Below are 21445 nucleotides of genomic sequence, written 5' to 3'. Positions count from 1 at the left end.
CGCCATGTCGACGTCAACGGTCAGCCCGACACCCTCCCCCAGCCCTGCTCCGGGGGGGAACGCAAACATCCGCTTCAATCAGGTGCTGCAATCGAGCAACCGCAGCAGCACCTATCGTCCTGCCAGCGCGACCGAAAAAGCGCCTGCGCTGGGCGATTATGCGTCCATAGAAAAGCCGGGCACTGTCGCAGCCGATACGGTTCGCTATGTGACCGAAAAAGGTGATCACGTTCTGGTCTACCGGTCCACCAGCCCGGCGCTTTACCAGCAAGTGGTAGCGGATCAACCCAGGCTTGCCGGCTTCAAGACCAGCGTGACGCAGGGCTACAAGCCGGCTGCGGCAGATGCCGAGGCGCCACCGAACCTCGGTGGCTACCTGCGCATCGGGGCACCGGATGAAATGGGGCCGGGCCTGATTCGCTATGAGGCCGCCGACGGCAGCAAGATCATGGTGTCGCAACAGGACAACCCGGAATTGTTCAAGCAGGTCGCGTCGGATTTCAAGTCGCTTTCCGGCATAAACAGTAGCCAGCAGGATGGCTATCGGGCGGCTGGCGCGGATGAAAAAATCCCCGCCAAACTGGGCGATTTCGCAGAAGTCGGTCCGGTCGACGAGGTCGGACCGGGTGTGATGCGCTTCGTTGACCGGGACGGCAACAAGATTGTGGTGTCAGGGCGCGACAACCCCGAGCTGTACGCTGCCGCCAAAGATGCCTACAACTCGCTGACCGGCCTGAGCAAAAGCGAGTCGGAAGGTTATCGTCGCGCGGGTGACAACGAAGTCTGGCCGCCCGTGTTCGGCACCACCGTCGGCCCGCTGAATGAGGCCGGCCCTGGCACCATTCGCTATGAACACAACGGCGAAAAAGTGGTGGTCGCCCGTGATGACAATCCCAACCTGTTCAAGTTTTTGACAGGGCTGCAAAGCGTCGTTTCAGACCCCGAAAAAAGCGCAGCGCTGGAAAAGGCGGTCAATGAAGGACAACTCCTCGCCGACGGCAACACGCCTTTACCGAGCCTTAACGACATCACCGAGTTCAATTGGATACCCGGCCAGGAAGGCAGCCAGATCAGCTACAAGAATCAGAGCGGCGAAGTGATTGTCGTGACCCAGGCACTGACCCCCGATCTGTTCGACAAGGTCACCTCGCTCAAGGACGCTTGGGACAAGATCAACAGCAGCCGCGAAGAAGGCTACACGTTGGCAGGCCCCAACGACTTTCTGAAAAATCAGGACATCACCATCGGTTCGCCAGACGAGCTGGGTTCGGGGCTGATCCGCTTCGAGAACGACGACGGCAAGTTCATCGTCTCCAAGGACGCCAGCCCCCAGCTGTATGACGACGTGGTGCAGAAATGGAATGAGCTGGGCACCGGCAATATCAGTGAAACCCGCAGTCGGCATAACCTGCCCGGTGCGTCCGAAGTTGACCTCATGGGTCAGAAAACCGGTGTGAAGGCTGACAAGGATGACGAAAAATCCGAAGAACTGAATGTGGGTGAGCTGGCGACCAAGGAGCTGCTCGACCAATACCGCGAAGGCGTAAAAAACGGTGATATCCCCAAGGACGATCCGCGCGCCAAGCTGGTCCGGGCCATCGAAGCGCAGGCCGCCTACGACAATGGCCGCGGCCTGACCGGCTACGAGGAGGCACAAGGTGCATTCGGCGGCACCTGGCGAGAGTTCGACAGCAAGCAGACTCAGCTGAGCTCGGCAGATATGCACGACATCATTGACGGTGGCAAGCTGCAGGAGCAACTGACTACGCTGTTCTCCGACCCTACGGTGCAGCAGGACTACCAGACCAAACTGACCGATGCCGTGAACAAGGTGCCCAACAAGGACGAGATCAAGCAAAAACTGCTGGACCTCACGGCGAGCCCCGACTACGTACTTTACCTCAAGGACTTGCAGAAACAGGGGCTCGGCCAGGAAGCGCAAAAGGACCTGAGCGACACGTTGTCCTCACTGGCACTGGTCGATCCCGAAGCCGCCAGCAAGGCCGCGCAGTCCATCCAGGCCGACGGATTGACCAGCGACCTCAATGACCTGGTGGCAGACCCGTCGAAGATCAGTGACGAAAACAACGCCCTCGCCACCAAGGATCTGTTCGGCCTGCTCAAGGCAGAACTCAAGGGCTTTCTGGTGGACATGCCGCGCTTCCTGCAGCCGACGTTCGAGAAATTCATCGAGGAAGGCGTCGTGGGCAACGCCAAACCTGCTGATATCGCCAAGGCGCTGAAGGAAGTGGGCGATGCTTATCAGAAAAACGGCAAAGTCAGTGAGGCCGATATAAAAACTGCCCTGTCCAAGCCTTACATTCCAGTCGCCGATCGCGGCAAGCTGGGCGAGATTTTCAACACGCTGAACAGCAAGGGTGTCATGGGCTCCGTCGCGGCTGGCGTGTCGTTGTTCTCGGCCATTTATCAAATGGTCGGTAACGGCGGCAAGCTCGGTGAGACACCGCTCCAGCGCCTGGCCATTGCCAAGGACTTCCTCAGCTTTGCCGGTGGCGCCAGCCATTTTGTGCGCCTGGCCGACAAGGTGGGTGACCTGATGGGCAAAGGCGGCCTGGTTGATTTACTCGGGCTGGACAAGACCGTGCCGGAAATCTGGGGCAAGCAGGACATGAAGCCGCCGAAGGTTGAAGTCAGCCCCAGCGGTCTTTCTGCGGCACGGCTCGACGAGATCCGCAACGCACTGGACATCCCTGATGACACCCGAATGGCCGTTATCGGTGACCTGACCGGTAGCGCTGAAAGCGAACGCACCGCGATGCAAGGCATTTCTCAACGACTGGACAGCGAGACCAAATTGAAGCCGGGGATGGCCAGCAAGATTGCCGGTTCGGTGGTCAAGGTTCTCGGTCCGGCGACGGATCTGGCCGGCGGTTTTGCCGACATCGTGCTGGGAGCGTTTACCATCAGGGACGGTGTCAAATCCGGTGACAAACTGGCTCAGGCCGCAGGCGGTCTGCAAATTGCGGGCGGCGCGTTCGGGGCTTCAGCCGGCGTGCTGGGCACCGCCGCGCTGGTGGGTGCAGGGGGCGCTGCGGCCACGGCACTGGCCGGACCGTTCTTTCTGGTCGGGGTGGTGGTTGCAGTGGTCGGCGGGATCATCGGCTACTTCGTGGACCACAACAAAAAGCAGAAAGCCTCCGAAAAGGAAAATGACTGGTATCGCGATCTGGCAGCTGACGGCCTGTTGCAGGCTGACTGGGGTGACAAGGTCGAATACGCACACTATTCGATCCATCACTACAGGGAGCGCGAAGCACCGGAAGACGATAGCCTGTTTCGTTTCCAGAGTGCCGAATGGGAGCATTTCGACGAGACGCCACAAAAGGACGGTTCATCGAGCAATCGTCTGGATGACGAGCTGCATGTGGAATACGGCGAGACGCATGAATCACCGGATCAACAGCAGCGTGAAGACTTGAGAAACGCACCCCGCTGGACTGGCCCGAAAATCTGAGTCTCCTCTGCGCAAACGACTCCAGAGCCGCCATACCAAGCGGCTCTGGAGTCCGCCGCTCTGCGGGACGATCAAAGCTTGCCGATCTCTCCGGTCGCCTCGCCAATGGTCGCCAGCGTAGCCTCGATATCGTCGATTGCCTGTTCAAGCCCGACGAACGATTGCTGGATTGCTTCGCGGGTGTCTACCGTCTGCTGACCCCGTAAACGCTCAACGCGCTCCAGTTCACTGAGCTGCAGGTTACGCACCTCTTCCCTTAACGTTTGCAGCGTCTTCCAGACCAAACGGAATTGTTGCTGGCTGTCATGTCCCACCTTCGTATCCTCTGTCGATCGGCTCAAGGGCAAGGTTGAGACAGCCTGCAAACCGAATACTCCACTTTATTGCGCGCTATGGAACTGAAACCGCCGCCGGTCAGGCTCGATGTCCATCGTTTTGAATTTACCGCCGTTATCAGGATCACTTTTTCATGCCTGTAACGACTGCTGTCGCTGCAATATCCTGAATGAAGCTTGCTTGCGCAGTGTAGAAAGCAGCGTCGTCGCTGACGGTCCAGGCTCGAACGAGCGAATGAACAGACCAGCGCTTACCCTCTTTGGCCTCTAGCCTTCTGTAGCGTCAATGAAAAGGAATTTTCCACCATGGCCACTCCCGACACCTCATCACTGCGCCGTGCGATCACCGCCCCCATGCTGACCCTGTTCATTCTTGGCGACGTCCTAGGTGCTGGCGTCTACGCATTAGCCGGCACGATAGCCGGACGCGTCGGCGGAGCCATCTGGGCGCCCTTGCTGATTGCCCTGTGCTTTGCCTTGCTGACCGCAGCGTCCTACGCCGAACTGGTGACCAAATACCCGCGTGCGGGCGGTGCTGCGGTGTACGCCGAAAAAGCCTTCGGCAAGCCGCTACTGTCGTTTCTGGTTGGCTTTTCCATGGTCGCGGCAGGCGTTACCAGCGCTGCCGGGCTGGCCGTGGCATTCGCCGGCGACTACTTCCAGGCGCTGCTCGACTGGCCTGCGCAGTGGGTCTGTGTGGCATTTCTGGTCATCGTCGGCCTGCTCAATACACGCGGTATCAAAGAGTCGCTTTCAGCCAATCTGGTCATGACGGTCATCGAGCTGAGCGGTTTGCTGATGGTCATCGCTGCAGCCGTGTGGTTCGTCAGCCAGGGCCAAGGCGTGCCGCAACGGGTGTTCGAACTGGACACCGCCTCACCTGCCACGGCGATTCTCGGCGCATCGCTGCTGGCGTTCTATTCGTTCGTGAGGTTTGAAACCTCGGCCAATCTTGCCGAAGAGATCAAGGACGTGCGCAGGGTCTATCCACGTGCCCTGTTCGGCGCGCTGCTGGCGGCGGGTGCGGTGTACATGCTGGTTGGCGTGGGCGCGGCGATGGTCCTGCCCGTTGATCAATTGAAAGATTCGCAAGCCCCCCTGATGGACGTGGTCAGTGCCTCGGGCCTCGGCATACCTGCGCCCTGGTTTGCGGTCATTGCACTGATTGCGGTGGCCAACGGCGCGCTGCTGACCATGATCATGGCCAGCCGGCTGACCTTCGGCATGGCGCGCGAAGGCCTGCTACCTGCTGTGATGGGTTCGGTACTGCCCAAGCGCCGCACGCCGGGGCTGGCGATTCTGGCGACTACACTGGTGGCCATTGCCCTGTCCTTCACCAGCACCCTGACCATCCTCGCCGAAACCGTCGTGCTGTTGCTGCTCTTCGTGTTTCTCAGCGTGAACATCGCCGTGCTGGTACTCAAGCGCGACAAGGTCGAAGCCGGGCACTTTGAGGTGCACTGGGTTATCCCGCTGCTGGGCATTCTTTCGTGCCTGTTGCTACTCACTCAGCAAGGTCCGGAAACCTGGCTGCGGGCAGGCATCATGCTGGCGGTCGGTGCAGCGCTTTACGGACTGACCCGGCTGGGCAGCTCGGCGCTGGCTTCGCATTCACGCTGAAACGCGTCAAACACGAATCAAGAGCGCACTATCACAGTAGCCACACTTTTGGCGGTTGATGAAGCGCAGTAACAGACTGAATCAGGTATGAAGCCGGAAGCTGATTCAAGAGAACCAGCGCCCGGACGACTTAGCGCCGTTTCATGCGGTCGATGATCACCGCCAGCAACAGGATCGTGCCGCGGATCACATACTGGTAGAAGGTGTCGATGTTCTTCAGGTTCATCGCGTTCTCGATGATCGCCAGAATCAGCACCCCGGCGATCACATGACGGATCATGCCGATGCCGCCACTCAGCGAAACCCCGCCCAATACGCAGGCAGAGATGATCGTCAGCTCGAAGCCCTGCCCGATCATCGGCTGACCCGAGGTCATGCGTGAAGCCAGCACCACACCCGCCAGCGCACCGACCAGGCCGTGGACGGCGAAGATGATGATCTTCGTACGGTCCACGTGGACACCTGCCAGCAGCGCGGCTTCCTGGTTGCCGCCGATGGCCATGGTGTTGCGCCCGTAAGTGGTGTAGTTGAGCAACCAGCCGAAGAATATGAAGCAGGCGATGGTGATCAGAATCGGTACCGGCACGCCGTATATCTGGCCACTGCCAAAGATGAAGAAGTCCTCGTTGGAGACACCGACAGCCTTGCCGTTGGAGAAAATGTACGCCAGGCCGCGCACGATCTGCATCGTTGCCAGGGTCGTGATCAGGGCATTGATGCGCAGCTTGGCGATCACGATGCCGTTGATCAGGCCCACGACCAGGCCGAGCGCCAGGGCTGCCGAGACGCCCAGAAATACACTGTCGGTGTCGCGGATGACGATACCGGCGATCACCCCGGAACAGGCCAGCACCGAACCGACCGAGAGGTCGAAGTGCCCGGACGCCAGGCAGAAGAGCATGGTGCAGGCAGCGATACCCACCGTGGAAATCGCCAGGCCCAGACCGCGCATATTCAGCGGCGACATGAAGTTATCGATGAACACGGCACACAGCAGGAAGATCCCCACGGCCGCCAGGAGCATCACCCAGTCATCGGCAAAACGACGCAGGTTCATGCCCTGACGGGGAGCCTGCAGGCTGGATTCGGTAGACATACGCACCTCTTTTTTATTGTTCATGGTCAGGGACCGATTGTCAGCCGCGCGTGCGAGGCAGAGCCAATTGCAGGAGTCGCGACTCGTCGGCTTCGTCGCGATTGAGTTCACCGGTGATTGCGCCTTCGCTCATCACCAGAATGCGGTCTGAAATGCCCATCACTTCCATCAGATCGCTGGAGACCACAATCACCGCAATACCGTCGGCGGCCAGATTGTGAATGATCTCGTAAATCTCGGACTTGGCCCCGACGTCGATCCCGCGAGTCGGCTCGTCCAGCAGCAGGACTTTCATGGGCATCGACAGCCAGCGGCCAAGAATCGCCTTTTGTTGATTGCCGCCGGAGAGGTACATGATCTGCTGCTCGGGGGATGGCGTCTTGACGTTCATCGACTTGATCTGGCTGCGTGCGTTGTCACGCTCCCAACTGCCCTGAATCAGGCAACCGAGATTCACGTGCCGGGGGCGCGCACCGATGTTGATGTTCTCCGCGACGCTGGACAGCGGCACGATGCCTTCTTTCTTGCGGTCCTCCGGGCAGAGCAGAATTCCGGCCTCGATGGCATCACGCGGTGACTTGAGTGTCAGCGGTTTGCCGTCCAGTTGCAGGGTGCCTGCAGAGCTGCGGGTAAGGCCCGAGAGCAGGCGAAACAGCTCGGTACGCCCGGCGCCGACCAGGCCGAAGAAGCCCAGCACTTCGCCTTTCTGCACGGAAAAAGTGACCGGCTCATGCAGACCCGGTCCCAGCAGACCGGTAACCCGCAGGCTTGGCCCCTGATGCTGGCGCGGACGGTAGTTATAGATGTTCTGGATATCGCGACCGACCATGCAAGTCACCAGTCGGTCATGGTCGAGATCGGCCATTTGCTCGAACGTCTTGACGAAGCGTCCGTCCTTGAACACCGTCACCGCATCACAGACGCGGAAGATTTCTTCCATGCGATGCGACACGTAAAGAATCACTCGGCCCTCATCGCGCAGGCGCACGATGATTGCCATCAGTCGGTCGATCTCACGCGCCGACAGGCTGCTGGTGGGCTCGTCGAAGGCGATGACGTGGGCATTGCGCGACATGGCTTTGGCGATCTCGACCAATTGCCGCTGGCCCAACGAAAGGTCGCCCAGGCGTGTGTGCGGGTCAATCTCGTCAGCCAGCCCCTTGAGCAACTCGCCGGCACGGCGATACATCGCACCGCGATTGATCAGCCCGAAGCGATTGGGCATGTGCCCGAGCAGCAGGTTCTCGGCAACGGTCATTTCCGGCACCAGATGCAGTTCCTGGTGAATCACCGCCACGCCCGCCGCGATGCTCTCGGCGGTGGACTTGAACTGATAGCTCTGCTCGCCGATCTGCAAGGTGCCGCTGTTGGGCTGATAAGAGCCGCCGAGAATTTTCAGCAGCGTGGATTTGCCGGCACCGTTCTCTCCCATCAATGCGTGAACACTGCCGGGCCGCGCTTCGAAACTGATGTCCGAAAGCGCCTTGACGCCGGGGAAGACCTTGCCGATGCCGTTGAAGCGCAAGGCACCGCCTGTGGCGTATTGCTCGATAGCCTGTTGCATGAACCAATCTCCTCGCACGTGTGAGGGGCCTGAACATCAGGCCCCTCGTTCAGCTCACTTCCACAGACCGATTTTGGTCAACACTTCCTGAAAGTTGGCGCGGGTGATCAGTGTCACGTCGTCCATGGCGGTGTACTTGGGTGGCTCCACGCCCTCGGTGACCCACTTATAGACGTAAAGTGCGGTGTTGTAGCCTTCCTTGTCCGGGCTTGGCAGCATTGAGCCAAAGAAGCCGCTATCGGGTTTTTTCAGTTCCTCGATCGCATCAGTACCATTGATGCCGATCCCGATGACTCTGTTTTCTTTCGAGGTGGGGCGCAAGCCAGCGGACTCGGTAGCGCGTATGCCGCCGATGACCGTGTTGTCATTCATGCCACCGATGATCAGGTTCTTGAAGTCACTCGGCAGCTTGACCAGAGCCGAGTTGGTAGCCTCCATGCTGCCAGGTACATCAAGGGTTTTCTGTGCGGTGAACAGAATGTGATCTTTCGGCAAGCCGGCTTCTTCAAGCGACTTCACCGAACCATCCGTACGTTTTTTGCCGGTATCCAGCTCGTTGTAGGTGTTGATGATCGCGTAGGTGCCCTTCCAGCCATCCTTGTCCCACTCGCGTTTCTTCGCTTCGGTAGCCATGGCGGCGCCCTGTTTCTGGCCGACCTCGAATGCAGCCATCCCCAGGTAAGGCACGTCCTCCATGAAGTTGCCCTTGGCGTCGACAAAGCGATCATCCACGGCCATGACTTTCAATCCCAGCGCTTTGGCCTTGGCCACGATCGCAGGGCCGAGCGACACGTCAGGCGGGCAGATCACGAAGCCCTTGGCACCGTTGGCAGCGAGATTATCGATAGCGGTCAGGGTCTTTTCACCGTCTGGCACGGCAATCTTGATGACGGTAAAGCCATGCTCCTTGCCGGCTTTTTCGGCAGCTGCCCATTCGGCCTGGAACCACGGTTCTTCAGCCTGTTTGACCAGAAAGCCGATTTTGACTTGTTCGGCAGCGGAAGTGATGCCACTCATGCCCAGAATGGCGGTAGTGACAGCGACACAGCACAGGGAACGAATCCCGTGACGACTCAACATAGCTAGCTCCTTATTTTTATTGAATAGCTACAACGTTCAGCGAGGTGGCGGTCGAGAACGCGAATGCGTCCGAAACCGGTCAAATAGTCATACCATATAACGGGTGACTGCTATGTAACCTAATGTCACCCTTGCATCTACAACCACGCTCCCGTCGTAAACAGACGGCGGCGCGACATGTTTCTCAACCTTTCAACCGGCGAAACGCTGACACGGCGTGCCCTTGACGCCGACCTGCGCCATCAGCAGCGCGCCGTCGAAACGACCCTTTGCATCGGCAGGTGCGGCACTGGTGACGTACAGCGTTTCCAGGTCAGGACCGCCGAATACACAACTGGTGGGATGGCTGACTGGTAACTCGACAACCCGGTCAACGCTGCCATCCGGGGCAAAGCGGATCAGGCAATTGCCACCCCAGCGCGCATTCCAGACATACCCTTCGGCATCCATGGCCGAGCCGTCGGGTGAGCCTCGATCGTGTTTTGCCGCCCATACCTTGCGTGGCCCCAAAGCACCGTCTGCGAGCACCGGATAGTGATAAATGACGTCGTCCAGGGTATCGGCGCTGTACAGCACGCTGCCCTCTTCATTCCACAACAGGGTGTTGACGATGCCCTGCCCGTCCAGCAAACGGGTCACACGAGCATCAGGTTCAACGCGGAACAACCCGCCTGAACGCCGCACTAGAGGCACGTCGCCGCCCTCGGCATCGATGTTGTTCTGCATGCTGCCAAGCCAAAGGTGGCCGCGTGCATCGCAGCGGGCTTCGTTGGCGCGATTGCCGGGAGTGGGGTCTGCCACGCAGAACGGCAGCAAGGAGGTCTTGTCGGAGTCCAGGTCCAAACGATAGACGCCGCTGGCCAGTGTCACCAGTGCATCACCCTGCTCGGTCGGAATAAAGGCAGAGACCGGCTCGGGCATGCGCCATTGGCGGATCTGTCCAGCGACCAGCCGACACACCAGAAACCCGGAAATGTCGACCCAGTACAAAGCCTGCTCCTCGGCATCCCAGAAGGCGCCTTCGGCCAGCTTGAAGCGGTGCTCGGAAACGGGCAGCCAGTTCATGAAAAATGTCCTTTGTTATTGTTGTAAAGGCACTTTTGGATGTTTGTGTCGCGCTCTTGTCAAACATCTGCCTGCGCCGAGCCGTTGCACGGCGTTCGGGCTGCCTGACAAAAAAACCGGCAGATCGGCTAAGGTGGGTCACAAGCCTTCAGCGACGATGACACTACTAAATAGTATTACAATTTATTTTTCAAGCTCCATTTTATAGGCTATACATCCATGCATCGGCTTGAATCCGATCAAATAGTCTTACCAATAACAATAAAAGCAGGCAGATCAGATGAAAAAACATGCGCTCCTCAGCACCCTTGGACTGTCCTTGATGATCAGCACCCTGACCGCACAGGCCGCGGCACTCTCCAGCGAACACAGCACGTTTGGCCAACTGCCCGACGGCTCTGCCGTCGAAAAATACACCCTGCGCAACAGTCACGGCGTGCAGGCCAGCATCATCACCTACGGCGCGACGCTGCAATCGCTGCTGGTGCCTGACAAGGCCGGAAAGGTCGAAGACATCGTCCTGGGTTTCGACGATGTGCAGGGCTACCAGAACAACGGTACGGTTTATTTCGGCGCGACCATCGGCCGCTTCGGCAACCGGCTGGCAGGCGGCAAATTCAGTCTGGATGGCAAAACCTATCAGGTCCCGCTCAACGACAAGACCAACGCGCTGCACGGCGGCACGCAGGGTTTTGACAAGCGCCTGTGGAAGGCAGAAGAAACCAAGACTGGTGATTCGGTCGGCGTGAAACTGACCTATCTTTCGCCGGACGGCGAGATGGGTTTTCCAGGGGCCCTGCTGACCGAAGTGACCTATAGCCTGAATGAAAAGAACGAGCTGAAGATCGACTACCGCGCCACCACCGACAAACCGACGGTGCTGAACCTGACCAACCACAGCTATTTCAACCTGGCCGGCGCTGGCAGTGGTGATGTGCTCAAACAGGTCGCCACCCTTCACGCCTCGCACTACACCCCGGTCAACGACAAGCTGATCCCGACCGGCGAACTGCCTGCCGTGGCTGGCACGCCCATGGACTTCCTCAAGCCCACCGCGTTCGGCAAACACATCAAGGATGATCATCAGCAGTTGAAATACGCCGAACCCAAGCAAGGCGGGTTTGATTTCAACTGGGTGCTCGACACCAAGGGTGACGTGAAGAAACTGGCCGCCGAGGTCAGCGATCCGCAGTCAGGCCGCAAACTGCAACTGTTCACCACAGAGCCCGGCGTGCAGCTGTACACCGGTAACTTCCTGGACGGCAGCATTCACGGCAAGGCTGGCAAGGTCTACCCGCACTGGGGCGCCTTTACCCTGGAAACGCAGCACTATCCCGATGCGCCTAACCAGCCGAAATTCCCCAGCACCCGACTGGATCCTGGCAAGGCCTACACCCAGACCACTGTGTTCAAATTCCTCAACGACTGAGGCGTTGAGCTGCCCGGCGCCTGCAATCAGGGCACCGGGCAGCTTCAGGCTTACTGATTGCGCTTCATTGCCGCAGTCAGGGTATCGACGTTGTAACGGAACATCTTCGCGTAGGTTGACGCCGGGCCGTCGGCTGGCGACAGGGATTCCACGTACAGCTCACCCCCTGGCTGAGCGCCACTGGCTTCGGCTATCTGCTTGACCAGGCGCGGGTCGCTGGAGTTTTCGAAGAAGTAGGCACTGACATGTTCGGTCTTGATCTGACGGATCAGTTTCGACACATCGGCGGCCGACGCCTCAGACTCGGTAGACAAGCCCAGCGGCGACAGGAAGGTCACACCGTAGGCATCGCCAAAGTAGCCGAACGCGTCATGAGAGGTGAGGATCTTGCGTCTGGCAGCCGGAATCGAACGGATCTGATCGCGAGCGTAGGTATCCAGTTGCTGCAACTCGACGATGTAGCGATCACCATTGGCCTGATACACGCTGGCCCCTTCCGGATCGGCTTTCTTCAGCGCCGCGACGATGTTGCGCACATAAATCACGCCATTGGCCGCGCTGTTCCAGGCATGCGGGTCGACAATGCGTTTGCCGTCCTCATCCATGCTGCGGGTCTTGATGCCCTCGGACAGCACCACCGGCTGCCCCTTGTAGCCTGAAGCCTTGATGAGACGATCCATCCAGCCCTCCAGATGCAGGCCGCTGACAAATGCCAGATCGGCGTTTTTCAGCGCCTGGGCGTCACTCGGTGTCGGCTCGTAGACGTGAGGATCGCCGTTCGGACCGATCAGCGATCGAACGTGCACGCGATCACCGCCGACCGTACTGACCATATCGGCAATGACCGTGAACGAAGCAACGGCTTCCAGCGGTTTGGCCTGGGCCAGGCTGGCGAATGCCGACAGCGCCAGTGCAGCCAGGGAACTCAACATCATCAATCGTTTCATGACGTACCTTTTCAGTGAGCCAGGTGAGGTTTGGGAAACAGCCGACGCACGATGCCCGTGCGCCCGAACAACAGGGAGATGCCGTAGAACGCACTGGCCGTGAGCACGATGGCCGGCCCCGAGGCGACGCCAAGGTGGTAGGAAACGATCAGCCCGATCAGCCCGGACAAGGTCGCCAGCAGCGTCGAAATCACCATCAGGCCACTCAGCGAGTGGGTCCAGAAACGTGCGGCGGTTGCCGGCAGCATCATCATGCCCACCGCCATCAGGGTGCCCAGCGCCTGAAAGCCTGCGACCAGGTTGAGCACCACCAGCAGCAGGAACAACACGTGGTACAGCGAGCCACGCCCGCCGACCGCACGCAGAAAGCCCGGATCGAAGCACTCCAGCACCAGCGGGCGATAGATGATCGCCAGCAGAATCAGGGTGAAGGAGGCAATGCTGCCGACCATGTAAATAGCGGTGTCATCGATGGCCAGAATGGTGCCGAACAGTACGTGCAGCAGATCGACGCTGGAGCCGTGCAGCGAGACAATCAGCACCCCGGCGGCCAGCGAGGTCAGGTAGAAGCTGGCAAAGCTGGCGTCTTCGCGTAACGAGGTCAGTCGACTCACCAGACCGGACAGCAAGGCCACTGCCAGCCCGGCGATCAGGCCGCCGAACCCCATTGCCGGCAACGACAGCCCGGCGACCATGAAGCCCACCGCCGCGCCCGGCAGCACCGCGTGGCTCATCGCATCGCCCACCAGGCTCATGCGCCGCAACATCAACAGCACGCCGACCGGTCCCGAGCCGATGCCCAGAGCCAGACACGCCACCAGCGCGCGGCGCATGAAGCCGAATTCAATAAACGGCTCAACCACCAGGCTATAGAGCATCATGCGTCGTCCTCGGCATCACACAACAAGGCATCCGGGCTCCAGTACTCAGCCATGTTGCGCGCCTTGCGCAGGTTGGCAACGCTGAGCACTTGCGCTGTCTCGCCCCAGGCGATGGCTTCGCGAGCCATCAACAAGGTTTGCGGAAAGTGCTGACGGACCTGTTCGATATCGTGCAATACGGCAATCACCGTGCGCCCCTGCCCGTGCCAGGCACGCACCAGTTGCAACAGATCACGCGTGGTGCGCGCGTCGATGGCGGTGAACGGCTCATCCAGGAGGATCACCGACGCGTCCTGCAACAGCAGCCGGGCGAACAGCACCCGCTGAAATTGACCCGACGACAGCGAGCCCACGCTACGCCCTTCAAACCCCTCGAGGCCGACGGTCATCAGCGCCTCGCCGGTCAGACGCGCATGATTGCGCGTCAGACTGCGAAACGGGCCGATACTGTGCCAGGCGCCCATCGAAACCGTATCGGCGACACTCAGTGGAAAGCTGCGATCGATTTCCGCGGCCTGCGGCAGATAGCCAATCGTGCGGGTTGCCAGACGCCCGCGGTCGACGCGTCCCTGAGCAGGCTTCATGGTTCCGGCGATGGCCTTGATCAGCGTCGATTTGCCCGCGCCGTTGGGCCCGACGATAGCAGTCAGGCTACCGGCCTCGAAGCGCCCGCTGATGTGGTGCACGGCCGGACGGCGTTCGTACGCCACGGTAAGGTTTTCCAGAGCGATGGCGGCACTCATGGAACTGCCACCGACCAGCCAATCGCCAGCCAGAGCAATATCAGTATCGCCAGGGAAAACAGGACCCGCTTCCAGGCCGACTGGGCCATCACGGAGCCTGCTATCGAAGCGCTTGCTGTCGAAGCGTCAGAAGAATTTTTCAAGTAAAAGTAACCTGCAACTATTTGTTACAGTATTACATACCAAACACGTACGTGTTATTAAATAACATTCATGCTGGCACCTTGCTTTCCACTCATGCAGATCAAAGCCTGCGTGAATCCGATCCGGCATCGCCTCGCAGAACTCCGCCGTGCGGTACTTGTGACACTGCTCGCGCCCCTATACTGTATATACAAACAGTCAAGGGGCACTTCATGCAGCTTATCGACAAGCTCAGCATTCTGGCAGACGCCGCCAAGTACGATGCGTCGTGCGCCAGCAGTGGAGCACCCAAGCGCAGCTCGCAGGACAAGTCCGGGCTCGGCTCTACCAATGGCATGGGCATCTGCCACAGCTACACGCCAGATGGGCGTTGCGTGTCGCTGCTGAAAATCCTGCTGACCAACTTCTGTCTTTACGACTGCCAGTACTGCGTCAACCGCCGCTCCAGCGATGTGCCACGTGCGCGCTTCAGTCCCGAAGAAGTGGTCACCCTGACGCTGGACTTCTATCGCCGCAATTGCGTGAGCGGGCTGTTTTTGAGTTCCGGGATCATTCGCTCTGCGGACTACACCATGGAGCAACTGGTCGAAGTTGCCCGGCTGTTGCGCGAGGTGCATGAGTTTCGCGGCTACATCCACCTCAAGACCATCCCTGACGCCGATCCGGCGCTGATCGAACAGGCTGGCCGCTACGCCGACCGTCTCAGCGTCAATATCGAGCTGCCGACCGACCTGAGCCTGCAGACCCTCGCACCGGAAAAAGACGTCGCGTCGATCAAGCAGGCCATGCAGACGATCTACACCGGCGAGCAAACGGTGCGCAACGAGCCTCGCTCGCCGCGCTTTGCGCCTGCCGGGCAGAGCACGCAGATGATTGTCGGTGCCGATGCCACCGACGACAGCACCATCCTGCACAGCGCGCAGTCGCTGTACAGCAACTTCAAGCTGCGCCGGGTCTATTATTCTGCGTTCAGCCCGATACCCAACAGCCCCAACAGCGTTCCGCTCGCGGCACCGCCCCTGATGCGCGAGCATCGCCTGTATCAGGCTGATTTTCTGCTGCGCGGCTATGGTTTCACTGCCAGTGAACTGCTCGACGGCCCCGGTGATCTGGCGCTGGACATCGACCCCAAACTGGCCTGGGCGCTGGGCAACCGACAGGTTTTCCCGCTGGACCTGAACCAGGCCGACCCGGCACTGATCGCCAGGGTGCCGGGCATTGGCATCCGCACCACGCAGCGGCTGGTCGAGTTGCGCAGACAGCGACGCATCCGCTATGAAGATCTCACCCGCATGCGCTGCATACTGGCCAAGGCCAAGCCGTTCATCATTACCAGTGATTACCACCCGCCGCACGCGGAAACCACCAGCGAGTTCCTGCATCACCAGTTGCGCGACCGGCCTCAGCCTCAGCAAATGGGGCTATGGGGATGATCTGCCTCGACTGCGACGACCTGTTCGTCACTTGGCGGCAACAGGCTCGCTGGCTGTTGAGCCACGAAATCGACCCCAGTCAGGTCAGCTGGAAATCGCCGGATGCCGCCGATCTGTTTGGCAGTGAGGAAGACTACCCCAAGGAAGCCGGGCCGTTTCAGGCTCGGGTTCCGCTGGAGCTGGTGCAGTTGCTGGAAAGCGCCTCGCGCTACCGGGGCGATCAGCGCTGGAGCCTGCTGTACGAAGTGTTGTGGCGGGTGACCCATGGGGATCGCACGGCGATGATGGCCGGTGACAGGCTCGGCAGCGAGTTGCATCGTCGCCTGAAATCGGTAAGGCGCGAGGCCCATCATCTGCATGCCTTCCTGCGGTTTGTCGCGCTGCCGTCCGTGGCTGACGACGAAGCCCTGATGCGCCCGCAGTACGTGGCCTGGCACGAACCGGCGCACGATATTCTGCTCAGTGCCAGCGAGCATTTCATCGGCCGCATGGGTCAGCACCGCTGGATGATCGCCACGCCTCAGGACGGCGTGTATTACGACGGCCAACAACTGATTCATGAGCGACGCTGCCCGCAAGCCTGGCAGACCATGGCCAGGCAGGTGGAAGACCCGCATGGCGAACTGTGGCTGACCTACTACAGCCACATCTTCAATCCTGCGCGCCTGAACCCCAAGGTCATGGAAGGCCACTTCCCTTCGCGCTTCTGGAAAAACCTGCCGGAAGGCCCGCTGATTCCGGCCCTCATCACCCAGGCCCGCACCGGCAAGCAGCGTGACGGCCAGGCCAGCGACATCGCCGCCAGACGCGGCAAGAAAATTGCGCTGAAGGATTAAGAGCGACAGGCAGAGCCCTCCTCACCCGCCCGTTGAACGGACACACGCCCCTTGCGTCGGAGCACAGTGCCCTGACTGACGAGGTAGCGGTCCTCTGCCAGGACCCGCGATTGAACCAACCTCTGCCACGGCGGCTCACAGCTGTGGCATCCGCGACGCTGCCTGCACGCCAGATGATAATGTGACCCGTCACAAGAGGCAGGCCACCCGAGGTTCAAACATGCTCGACAGCCCAACCCGACATCTGCTCGACACTCTATGCCAGGCGATGGCCGACAAACCGTTTCTGGTGGTGACCGGCGCAGGCATCAGCACCGCATCCGGCATTCCGGACTATCGCGACAAGGACGGTGTGCGGCGTGGCAAACAGCCGATGATGTATCAGGAATTCCTCGGCAACCCCGCAGCGCGCCAGCGCTACTGGGCACGCGCCATGCTCGGCTGGCCGCGGATACGCGCGGCACAGGCCAATGCCGCACATCAGGCCCTGGCTGCGTTGCAGGCTGAAAACGCTATCACAGGACTGATCACCCAGAATGTCGATGCACTGCATACGCAGGCCGGCAGCCGGGACGTCGTCGAGCTGCACGGCAGCCTGCACCGGGTGCTGTGTCTGGATTGCCAGCAGCGCAGCGACCGGGCAGCCATTCAAGAGCAGATGCTGGCGCAAAACCCTTATCTGATCGGCATCCATGCGACACAGGCACCTGACGGCGACACCCTGCTCGACCCGGCTTTCGAGGCGAGCTTCAAGGTACCCCGCTGTCCGCACTGTGAAGGCGACAGGCTCAAACCGGACGTCGTGTTCTTCGGCGAAAACGTCGCCGCGCCGACCGCTGCCAAGGCGATGCAGAGTGTCGAGGAAGCTGAAGGTCTGCTGGTGGTCGGCACGTCACTGATGGCCTGGTCGGCATTCCGCCTGTGCAAAGCGATGGCCGAACAGGGCAAGCCGGTCATCGCCATCAACCATGGCAAAACCCGGGCCGACGAACTGCTTGAAATGAAAATCGAGGCGTCTTGCGAGCAGGTATTGCCGTGGCTCGCCGAGCAGCTGGTTTCGCGCTAGAACAGCCCCAACTGCCCGCCGATCAGGGTGCTGAAATCGTCATCCACAAAAGGCAGGATCGCGTCAGCCAGCGGTTGCAGCTGACGAGTCACGTAGTGATCGTAGTCAATCGGGGCGTGGCGAATTTCCAGCGGCTCCGGCCCGGCGGTGGTCATCACGTAGCTGATCCAGCCGCCGCTCTGATACTGACGCGGTCGTCCCTGCTGGTCGTTGTATTCGTCGGCCAACCGCGCGGCGCGCACATGGGGCGGCACGTTACGCTGGTAGTCATCGAGCTTGCGACGCAGGCGCTTGCGGTAGATCAACAGGTCATCCAGCTCGCCTGACAGGGTGCGCTGTACGTAGTCACGCACGTAATCCTGATACGGCTGACGCTTGAAGATCCGCAGGTACAGTTCCTGCTGAAACTGCTGAGCCAGTGGCGACCAGTCGGTGCGTACGGTTTCGAGGCCCTTGTAGACCATCTCTTCGGACCCGTCAGCGCGGGTCACCAGACCGGCATAGCGCTTCTTGCTGCCCTCCTCCGCACCGCGCACGGTGGGCATCAGGAAGCGCCGAAAATGCGTTTCGTATTGCAGCTCAAGGGCGCTGTGCAAACCGTACTCGGCGTACAAGTGCTCGCGCCACCACTGGTTGACCTGCTGCACCAGCGCCTTGCCGATGCTTGCCGCCTCTTCCTGTCCGTGAGGGCGGCCCAGCCAGACAAAGGTCGAGTCGGTATCGCCATAGATCACGGTGTAGCCCTGCGCCTGAATGAGGTCGCGGGTCTTGAGCATGATTTCATGCCCGCGCAGGGTGATCGATGAAGCCAGGCGCGGATCGAAAAAGCGGCAGCCGCTCGAACCCAACACACCGTAGAAGGCATTCATGATGATTTTCAGCGCCTGGGACAAGGGCGCGTTCTGCTCGCGCTTGGCGGCTTCCCGACCTTGCCACACGCGCTCGACGATGGCTGGCAGGCTGTGACGTGTGCGTGAAAAGCGCGCACCGCGAAAGCCTGGCACCGACTCGCTGTCCGCCGGATGCCGCAGGCCTTCGATCAAGCCCACCGGATCAATCAGAAAGGTACGAATGATCGACGGGTAAAGGCTTTTGTAGTCCAGCACCAGCACCGACTCGTACAGCCCTGGCTGGGAATCCATGACAAAACCGCCAGGGCTGGCCTCCGGCAGGCGCTCGCCCAGGTTGGGCGCAACGAAACCCTGACGATGCATCAGCGGGATATACAAATGGCAGAAAGCGGCAACCGAACCGCCGCTGCGGTCGGCAGGCAGACCGGTGACCGTGGCGCGCTCAAGCAGAAAGGTCAGCAGTTGCGTCTTGGCAAAGATGCGCGTGACCAGTTCGCAGTCCTTGATGTTGTAACGCGCCAGCGCCGGCTTGTCCTCGGCGAACATGCGGTTGATTTCATCCATGCGCTGATAAGGCGTGTCGATGGCCTTGCCCTCGCCCAGCAGGGTCTGCGCGACGTATTCAAGACTGAATGACGGAAAACTCCAGGTCGCCGAGCGCAGTGCCTCGATTCCGTCGATGATCAGCCGCCCGCTCACGTCGGCAAAAAAATGGTTGTTGCGACTGCCATGCTCACGCCAGCCCATCGCTTCACCGTCACGCCCGAGCCTTAACGGCACTTGCAGGCGCTGGGCATGCTCATGCAGCACGCGCAAATCGAACTGGATGACGTTCCAGCCGATAATCGCGTCAGGGTCGTGCAGCGCCAGCCACTCGTTAAGGCGTTCGAGCAACTGCGCGCGGGTATCGCAATAGTCGAGCTGAAAATCCAGCGCCTCGTCGCCACCATTGACGGGGCCCAGCATGTAGACCTGGCGCTGACCACAGCCCTCCAGTGCAATCGAATACAGCTCGCCGCGTGCCGTGGTTTCGATATCCAGCGAGACCAGCTTCAGATTGGGACGGTAATCAGGTGCCGGCCTGATCTGCGCGTCGCAGAGCACGCCCTCGGCATCCGGCGTGCCGCCAAACTGCACCGGCGCGGTGATAAAGCGCTCCATCAGGTAGCGTTCTGGCGGTCGAATGTCCGCTTCGTAGACGTCTACATTGCCCCTGCGCAGCAGCTTTTCGATGTTCATCAACTGGCGGTGCTGCTGGCAGTACACACCCAGCACCGGGCGGTGACGGAAATCACAGAGTTCCAGCGGGCGCAGCTCGACGCCACGCTCGCTACGCAACAACGATCGGGCCCGCTCACCCTGCTCGGTAGGAATAAAGGCGACCGAGGGCTGGCAAGGCAGGCGGATATGGCGTGGGCCCTGATCGGTGGCCAACCAGAAGTCGACCTCGGTCCCGGCGGGCGTATCTTGCCAGTGCCGACTCAGGATAAAGCCCTGCTGTACATCCAACGCTGTTACCTCGACCGCTCGGTTAAACAACTGATTCTACTTGGCTATGAGGCCAAAGGCGCGTCTGGCGGGCGAATTAGCGGCACATTGGGGGCGCGGATAATTGATTCCTCCTATTCCCGTGATCCTTATTTACTGCTTGCTCGTTTCTGCGTGCTGGATGATTCTGTAGTGGTTCTGGCAATGCACTACAGCCATCCAGGTCCCGATCACGGAGAGCCCCATGAAAACCGTCGCCCAGCTACTGAAATTGAAAGACCTGCAGAACCAGCAAGTGCATACCATCGGACCGGATCAGATGGTGCTCGAAGCACTCAAGTTAATGGCTGAAAAGAACATCGGTGCGCTGCCGGTGGTCGAGGGCAACAGGGTGGTCGGCGTCATCAGTGAACGGGATTATGCGCGCAAGGTGGTCCTTGAGGGGCGCTCGTCGGTGGGGACTCCGGTGAAGGACATCATGAGCAGCAAGGTGATCACTGTCGACTCGCAACGCAGCGTCGAAGCGTGCATGGGCATCATGACCGACAGCCATCTGCGCCACTTGCCAGTGGTGGAAGGCGGACAGTTGCTGGGCCTGCTGTCCATCGGTGACCTGGTCAAGGAAGCCATTGCAGAACAGGCTAGCCTTATTCAACAGCTCGAGCAGTACATTCGCGGCGAATGAACTGAGCAACACATCAGGCGCAGCGCGCTATCGCCGCGCGCCACGCCGTTCACTCAGTCGTCCAGCGTCTTGCCAGGCGCCCCGCCCTTGACCGGCTTGCCCGGTTTTTCGGCCGGCGCAGGTTTGGCTGGCGGCTCGGGAGCAGGTGCTGCGGCTTCCTGCTCGCGCATCGGCATCTGATCGATAGTGGCGAAGATTTCCTTGGGGTCTAGCGATTCCGGATTTTTGAGAGTCTTATCGACCTTTTTCTCGCCGTCCTTGCCCACCAGAATGACCTTGGTCCCCGCCCCCGCCCCGAGCTTCAGTTCACGGATCAATGCCATGGTCGACTGCGGGTCCATGCTTTTGCCGTCGCGCTCGCCCATGGTGTTGACCACCGTGAACAGCACCATATTGCGCTGCGCAAAAGCTTCACGGTTGGCAGGTTCGTCCAGTGACTTCTTGAGCTTGACCAGCACCGGATCGATGCTGCTGGGGGCGATGATGATCAAGGGGCGCGACTTGCCGCGCTCCTGCGCCAGAGGGCCATCGCTGTCGGCAGCAAGCGCTGTACCGGCAGCGACAAGCAGGGTGGCGAGGGTCAGGGACCGGATTAACATGGTGGGCTCCTTTCAAATCCATTGGGTAGCCATCGCGTACAGACCGACACGATGCTGGTCTGTTCTACCGCATATGGGTCATCCCGGTACAGCCCGATGTAGTCCTTT

17 protein-coding genes are annotated in these 21445 nt (G+C 60.1%); 7 read left to right on the top strand and 10 right to left on the bottom strand.

Annotated features, from left to right (window positions below):
- Window positions 1-4 precede the first annotated feature (4 nt).
- Window positions 5-3475 (top strand): hypothetical protein, encoded by a 3471-nt coding sequence (locus LIX91_RS06815; RefSeq protein ID WP_226488223.1) that lies wholly within the window; start codon window positions 5-7, stop codon window positions 3473-3475.
- 71 nt (window positions 3476-3546) lie between these two features.
- On the opposite strand, the gene LIX91_RS06810 is transcribed toward LIX91_RS06815, so the two are convergent.
- A complete protein-coding gene (locus LIX91_RS06810) occupies window positions 3547-3789 on the bottom strand; it encodes a hypothetical protein (protein WP_024693165.1) in 243 nt (80 codons plus the stop codon).
- A 327-nt stretch (window positions 3790-4116) separates the two neighbouring features.
- Here LIX91_RS06810 and LIX91_RS06805 point away from each other — a divergent pair, with 327 nt between their 5' ends.
- The gene (locus LIX91_RS06805; RefSeq protein ID WP_226488222.1) at window positions 4117-5430 is read left to right on the top strand and encodes an APC family permease; all 1314 of its coding nucleotides are present in this window, start codon (window positions 4117-4119) and stop codon (window positions 5428-5430) included.
- A gap of 130 nt (window positions 5431-5560) precedes the next feature.
- On the opposite strand, the gene araH is transcribed toward LIX91_RS06805, so the two are convergent.
- The 4 genes from araH to LIX91_RS06785 all read right to left on the bottom strand — a co-directional run bounded on the left by araH (window position 5561) and on the right by LIX91_RS06785 (window position 10235).
- Window positions 5561-6526, bottom strand: coding sequence for an L-arabinose ABC transporter permease AraH (gene araH, locus LIX91_RS06800; protein ID WP_024643221.1), 966 nt, complete (start codon window positions 6524-6526; stop codon window positions 5561-5563).
- A 40-nt stretch (window positions 6527-6566) separates the two neighbouring features.
- Entirely contained in the window at window positions 6567-8090 is a 1524-nt protein-coding gene (araG, locus tag LIX91_RS06795) for an L-arabinose ABC transporter ATP-binding protein AraG (protein WP_226488221.1), read from the bottom strand.
- A gap of 54 nt (window positions 8091-8144) precedes the next feature.
- Complete coding sequence (locus LIX91_RS06790; RefSeq protein ID WP_003416306.1) at window positions 8145-9170, bottom strand: substrate-binding domain-containing protein; 1026 nt, start codon at window positions 9168-9170, stop codon at window positions 8145-8147.
- 192 nt (window positions 9171-9362) lie between these two features.
- Window positions 9363-10235, bottom strand: coding sequence for an SMP-30/gluconolactonase/LRE family protein (locus LIX91_RS06785; RefSeq protein WP_003416305.1), 873 nt, complete (start codon window positions 10233-10235; stop codon window positions 9363-9365).
- A 280-nt stretch (window positions 10236-10515) separates the two neighbouring features.
- On the opposite strand from LIX91_RS06785, the gene LIX91_RS06780 reads away from it, so the two are divergent.
- Window positions 10516-11664, top strand: coding sequence for an aldose epimerase family protein (locus tag LIX91_RS06780; RefSeq protein ID WP_003416304.1), 1149 nt, complete (start codon window positions 10516-10518; stop codon window positions 11662-11664).
- A gap of 50 nt (window positions 11665-11714) precedes the next feature.
- On the opposite strand, the gene LIX91_RS06775 is transcribed toward LIX91_RS06780, so the two are convergent.
- Genes LIX91_RS06775 through aztA form a run of 3 tightly spaced genes read right to left on the bottom strand, consistent with a single transcriptional unit; the run spans window position 11715 to window position 14235 of the window.
- Window positions 11715-12611, bottom strand: a complete 897-nt coding sequence (locus LIX91_RS06775) for a metal ABC transporter substrate-binding protein (protein WP_003410033.1) — start codon at window positions 12609-12611, stop codon at window positions 11715-11717.
- An 11-nt stretch (window positions 12612-12622) separates the two neighbouring features.
- Window positions 12623-13492 carry a metal ABC transporter permease gene (locus LIX91_RS06770; RefSeq protein ID WP_003410031.1) on the bottom strand — a complete coding sequence of 290 codons (870 nt, stop codon included), beginning with the start codon at window positions 13490-13492 and terminating at the stop codon, window positions 12623-12625.
- Window positions 13489-14235, bottom strand: coding sequence for a zinc ABC transporter ATP-binding protein AztA (gene aztA, locus LIX91_RS06765; protein WP_016568024.1), 747 nt, complete (start codon window positions 14233-14235; stop codon window positions 13489-13491). The genes LIX91_RS06770 and aztA overlap by 4 nt, the downstream gene beginning before the upstream one ends.
- A gap of 356 nt (window positions 14236-14591) precedes the next feature.
- Between aztA and LIX91_RS06760 the strand changes: the two genes are divergently transcribed.
- The 3 genes from LIX91_RS06760 to LIX91_RS06750 all read left to right on the top strand — a co-directional run bounded on the left by LIX91_RS06760 (window position 14592) and on the right by LIX91_RS06750 (window position 17714).
- Window positions 14592-15812, top strand: a complete 1221-nt coding sequence (locus tag LIX91_RS06760; RefSeq protein WP_226488220.1) for a putative DNA modification/repair radical SAM protein — start codon at window positions 14592-14594, stop codon at window positions 15810-15812.
- Window positions 15803-16648 carry a TIGR03915 family putative DNA repair protein gene (locus LIX91_RS06755; protein WP_024648925.1) on the top strand — a complete coding sequence of 282 codons (846 nt, stop codon included), beginning with the start codon at window positions 15803-15805 and terminating at the stop codon, window positions 16646-16648. The genes LIX91_RS06760 and LIX91_RS06755 overlap by 10 nt, the downstream gene beginning before the upstream one ends.
- 220 nt (window positions 16649-16868) lie before the next feature.
- Complete coding sequence (locus tag LIX91_RS06750) at window positions 16869-17714, top strand: NAD-dependent protein deacetylase (RefSeq protein ID WP_003416301.1); 846 nt, start codon at window positions 16869-16871, stop codon at window positions 17712-17714.
- On the opposite strand, the gene LIX91_RS06745 is transcribed toward LIX91_RS06750, so the two are convergent.
- Window positions 17711-20074, bottom strand: a complete 2364-nt coding sequence (locus tag LIX91_RS06745; protein ID WP_226488219.1) for a DNA polymerase II — start codon at window positions 20072-20074, stop codon at window positions 17711-17713. The two genes, LIX91_RS06750 and LIX91_RS06745, sit on opposite strands and share 4 nt — an antisense overlap.
- Before the next feature lie 223 nt (window positions 20075-20297).
- On the opposite strand from LIX91_RS06745, the gene LIX91_RS06740 reads away from it, so the two are divergent.
- Window positions 20298-20738, top strand: a complete 441-nt coding sequence (locus LIX91_RS06740) for a CBS domain-containing protein (protein ID WP_103689464.1) — start codon at window positions 20298-20300, stop codon at window positions 20736-20738.
- Window positions 20739-20791: 53 nt separating this feature from the next.
- Here LIX91_RS06740 and LIX91_RS06735 read toward each other — a convergent pair whose 3' ends face one another.
- A complete protein-coding gene (locus tag LIX91_RS06735; RefSeq protein ID WP_226488218.1) occupies window positions 20792-21337 on the bottom strand; it encodes a DUF4174 domain-containing protein in 546 nt (181 codons plus the stop codon).
- Between the last annotated feature and the right edge of the window lie 108 nt (window positions 21338-21445).

Origin of the sequence: Pseudomonas sp. B20 (genome assembly GCF_020515755.1) — a bacterium.
GTDB lineage: Bacteria > Pseudomonadota > Gammaproteobacteria > Pseudomonadales > Pseudomonadaceae > Aquipseudomonas > Aquipseudomonas syringae.
This window is presented reverse-complemented; position numbering and strand designations above follow the sequence as displayed.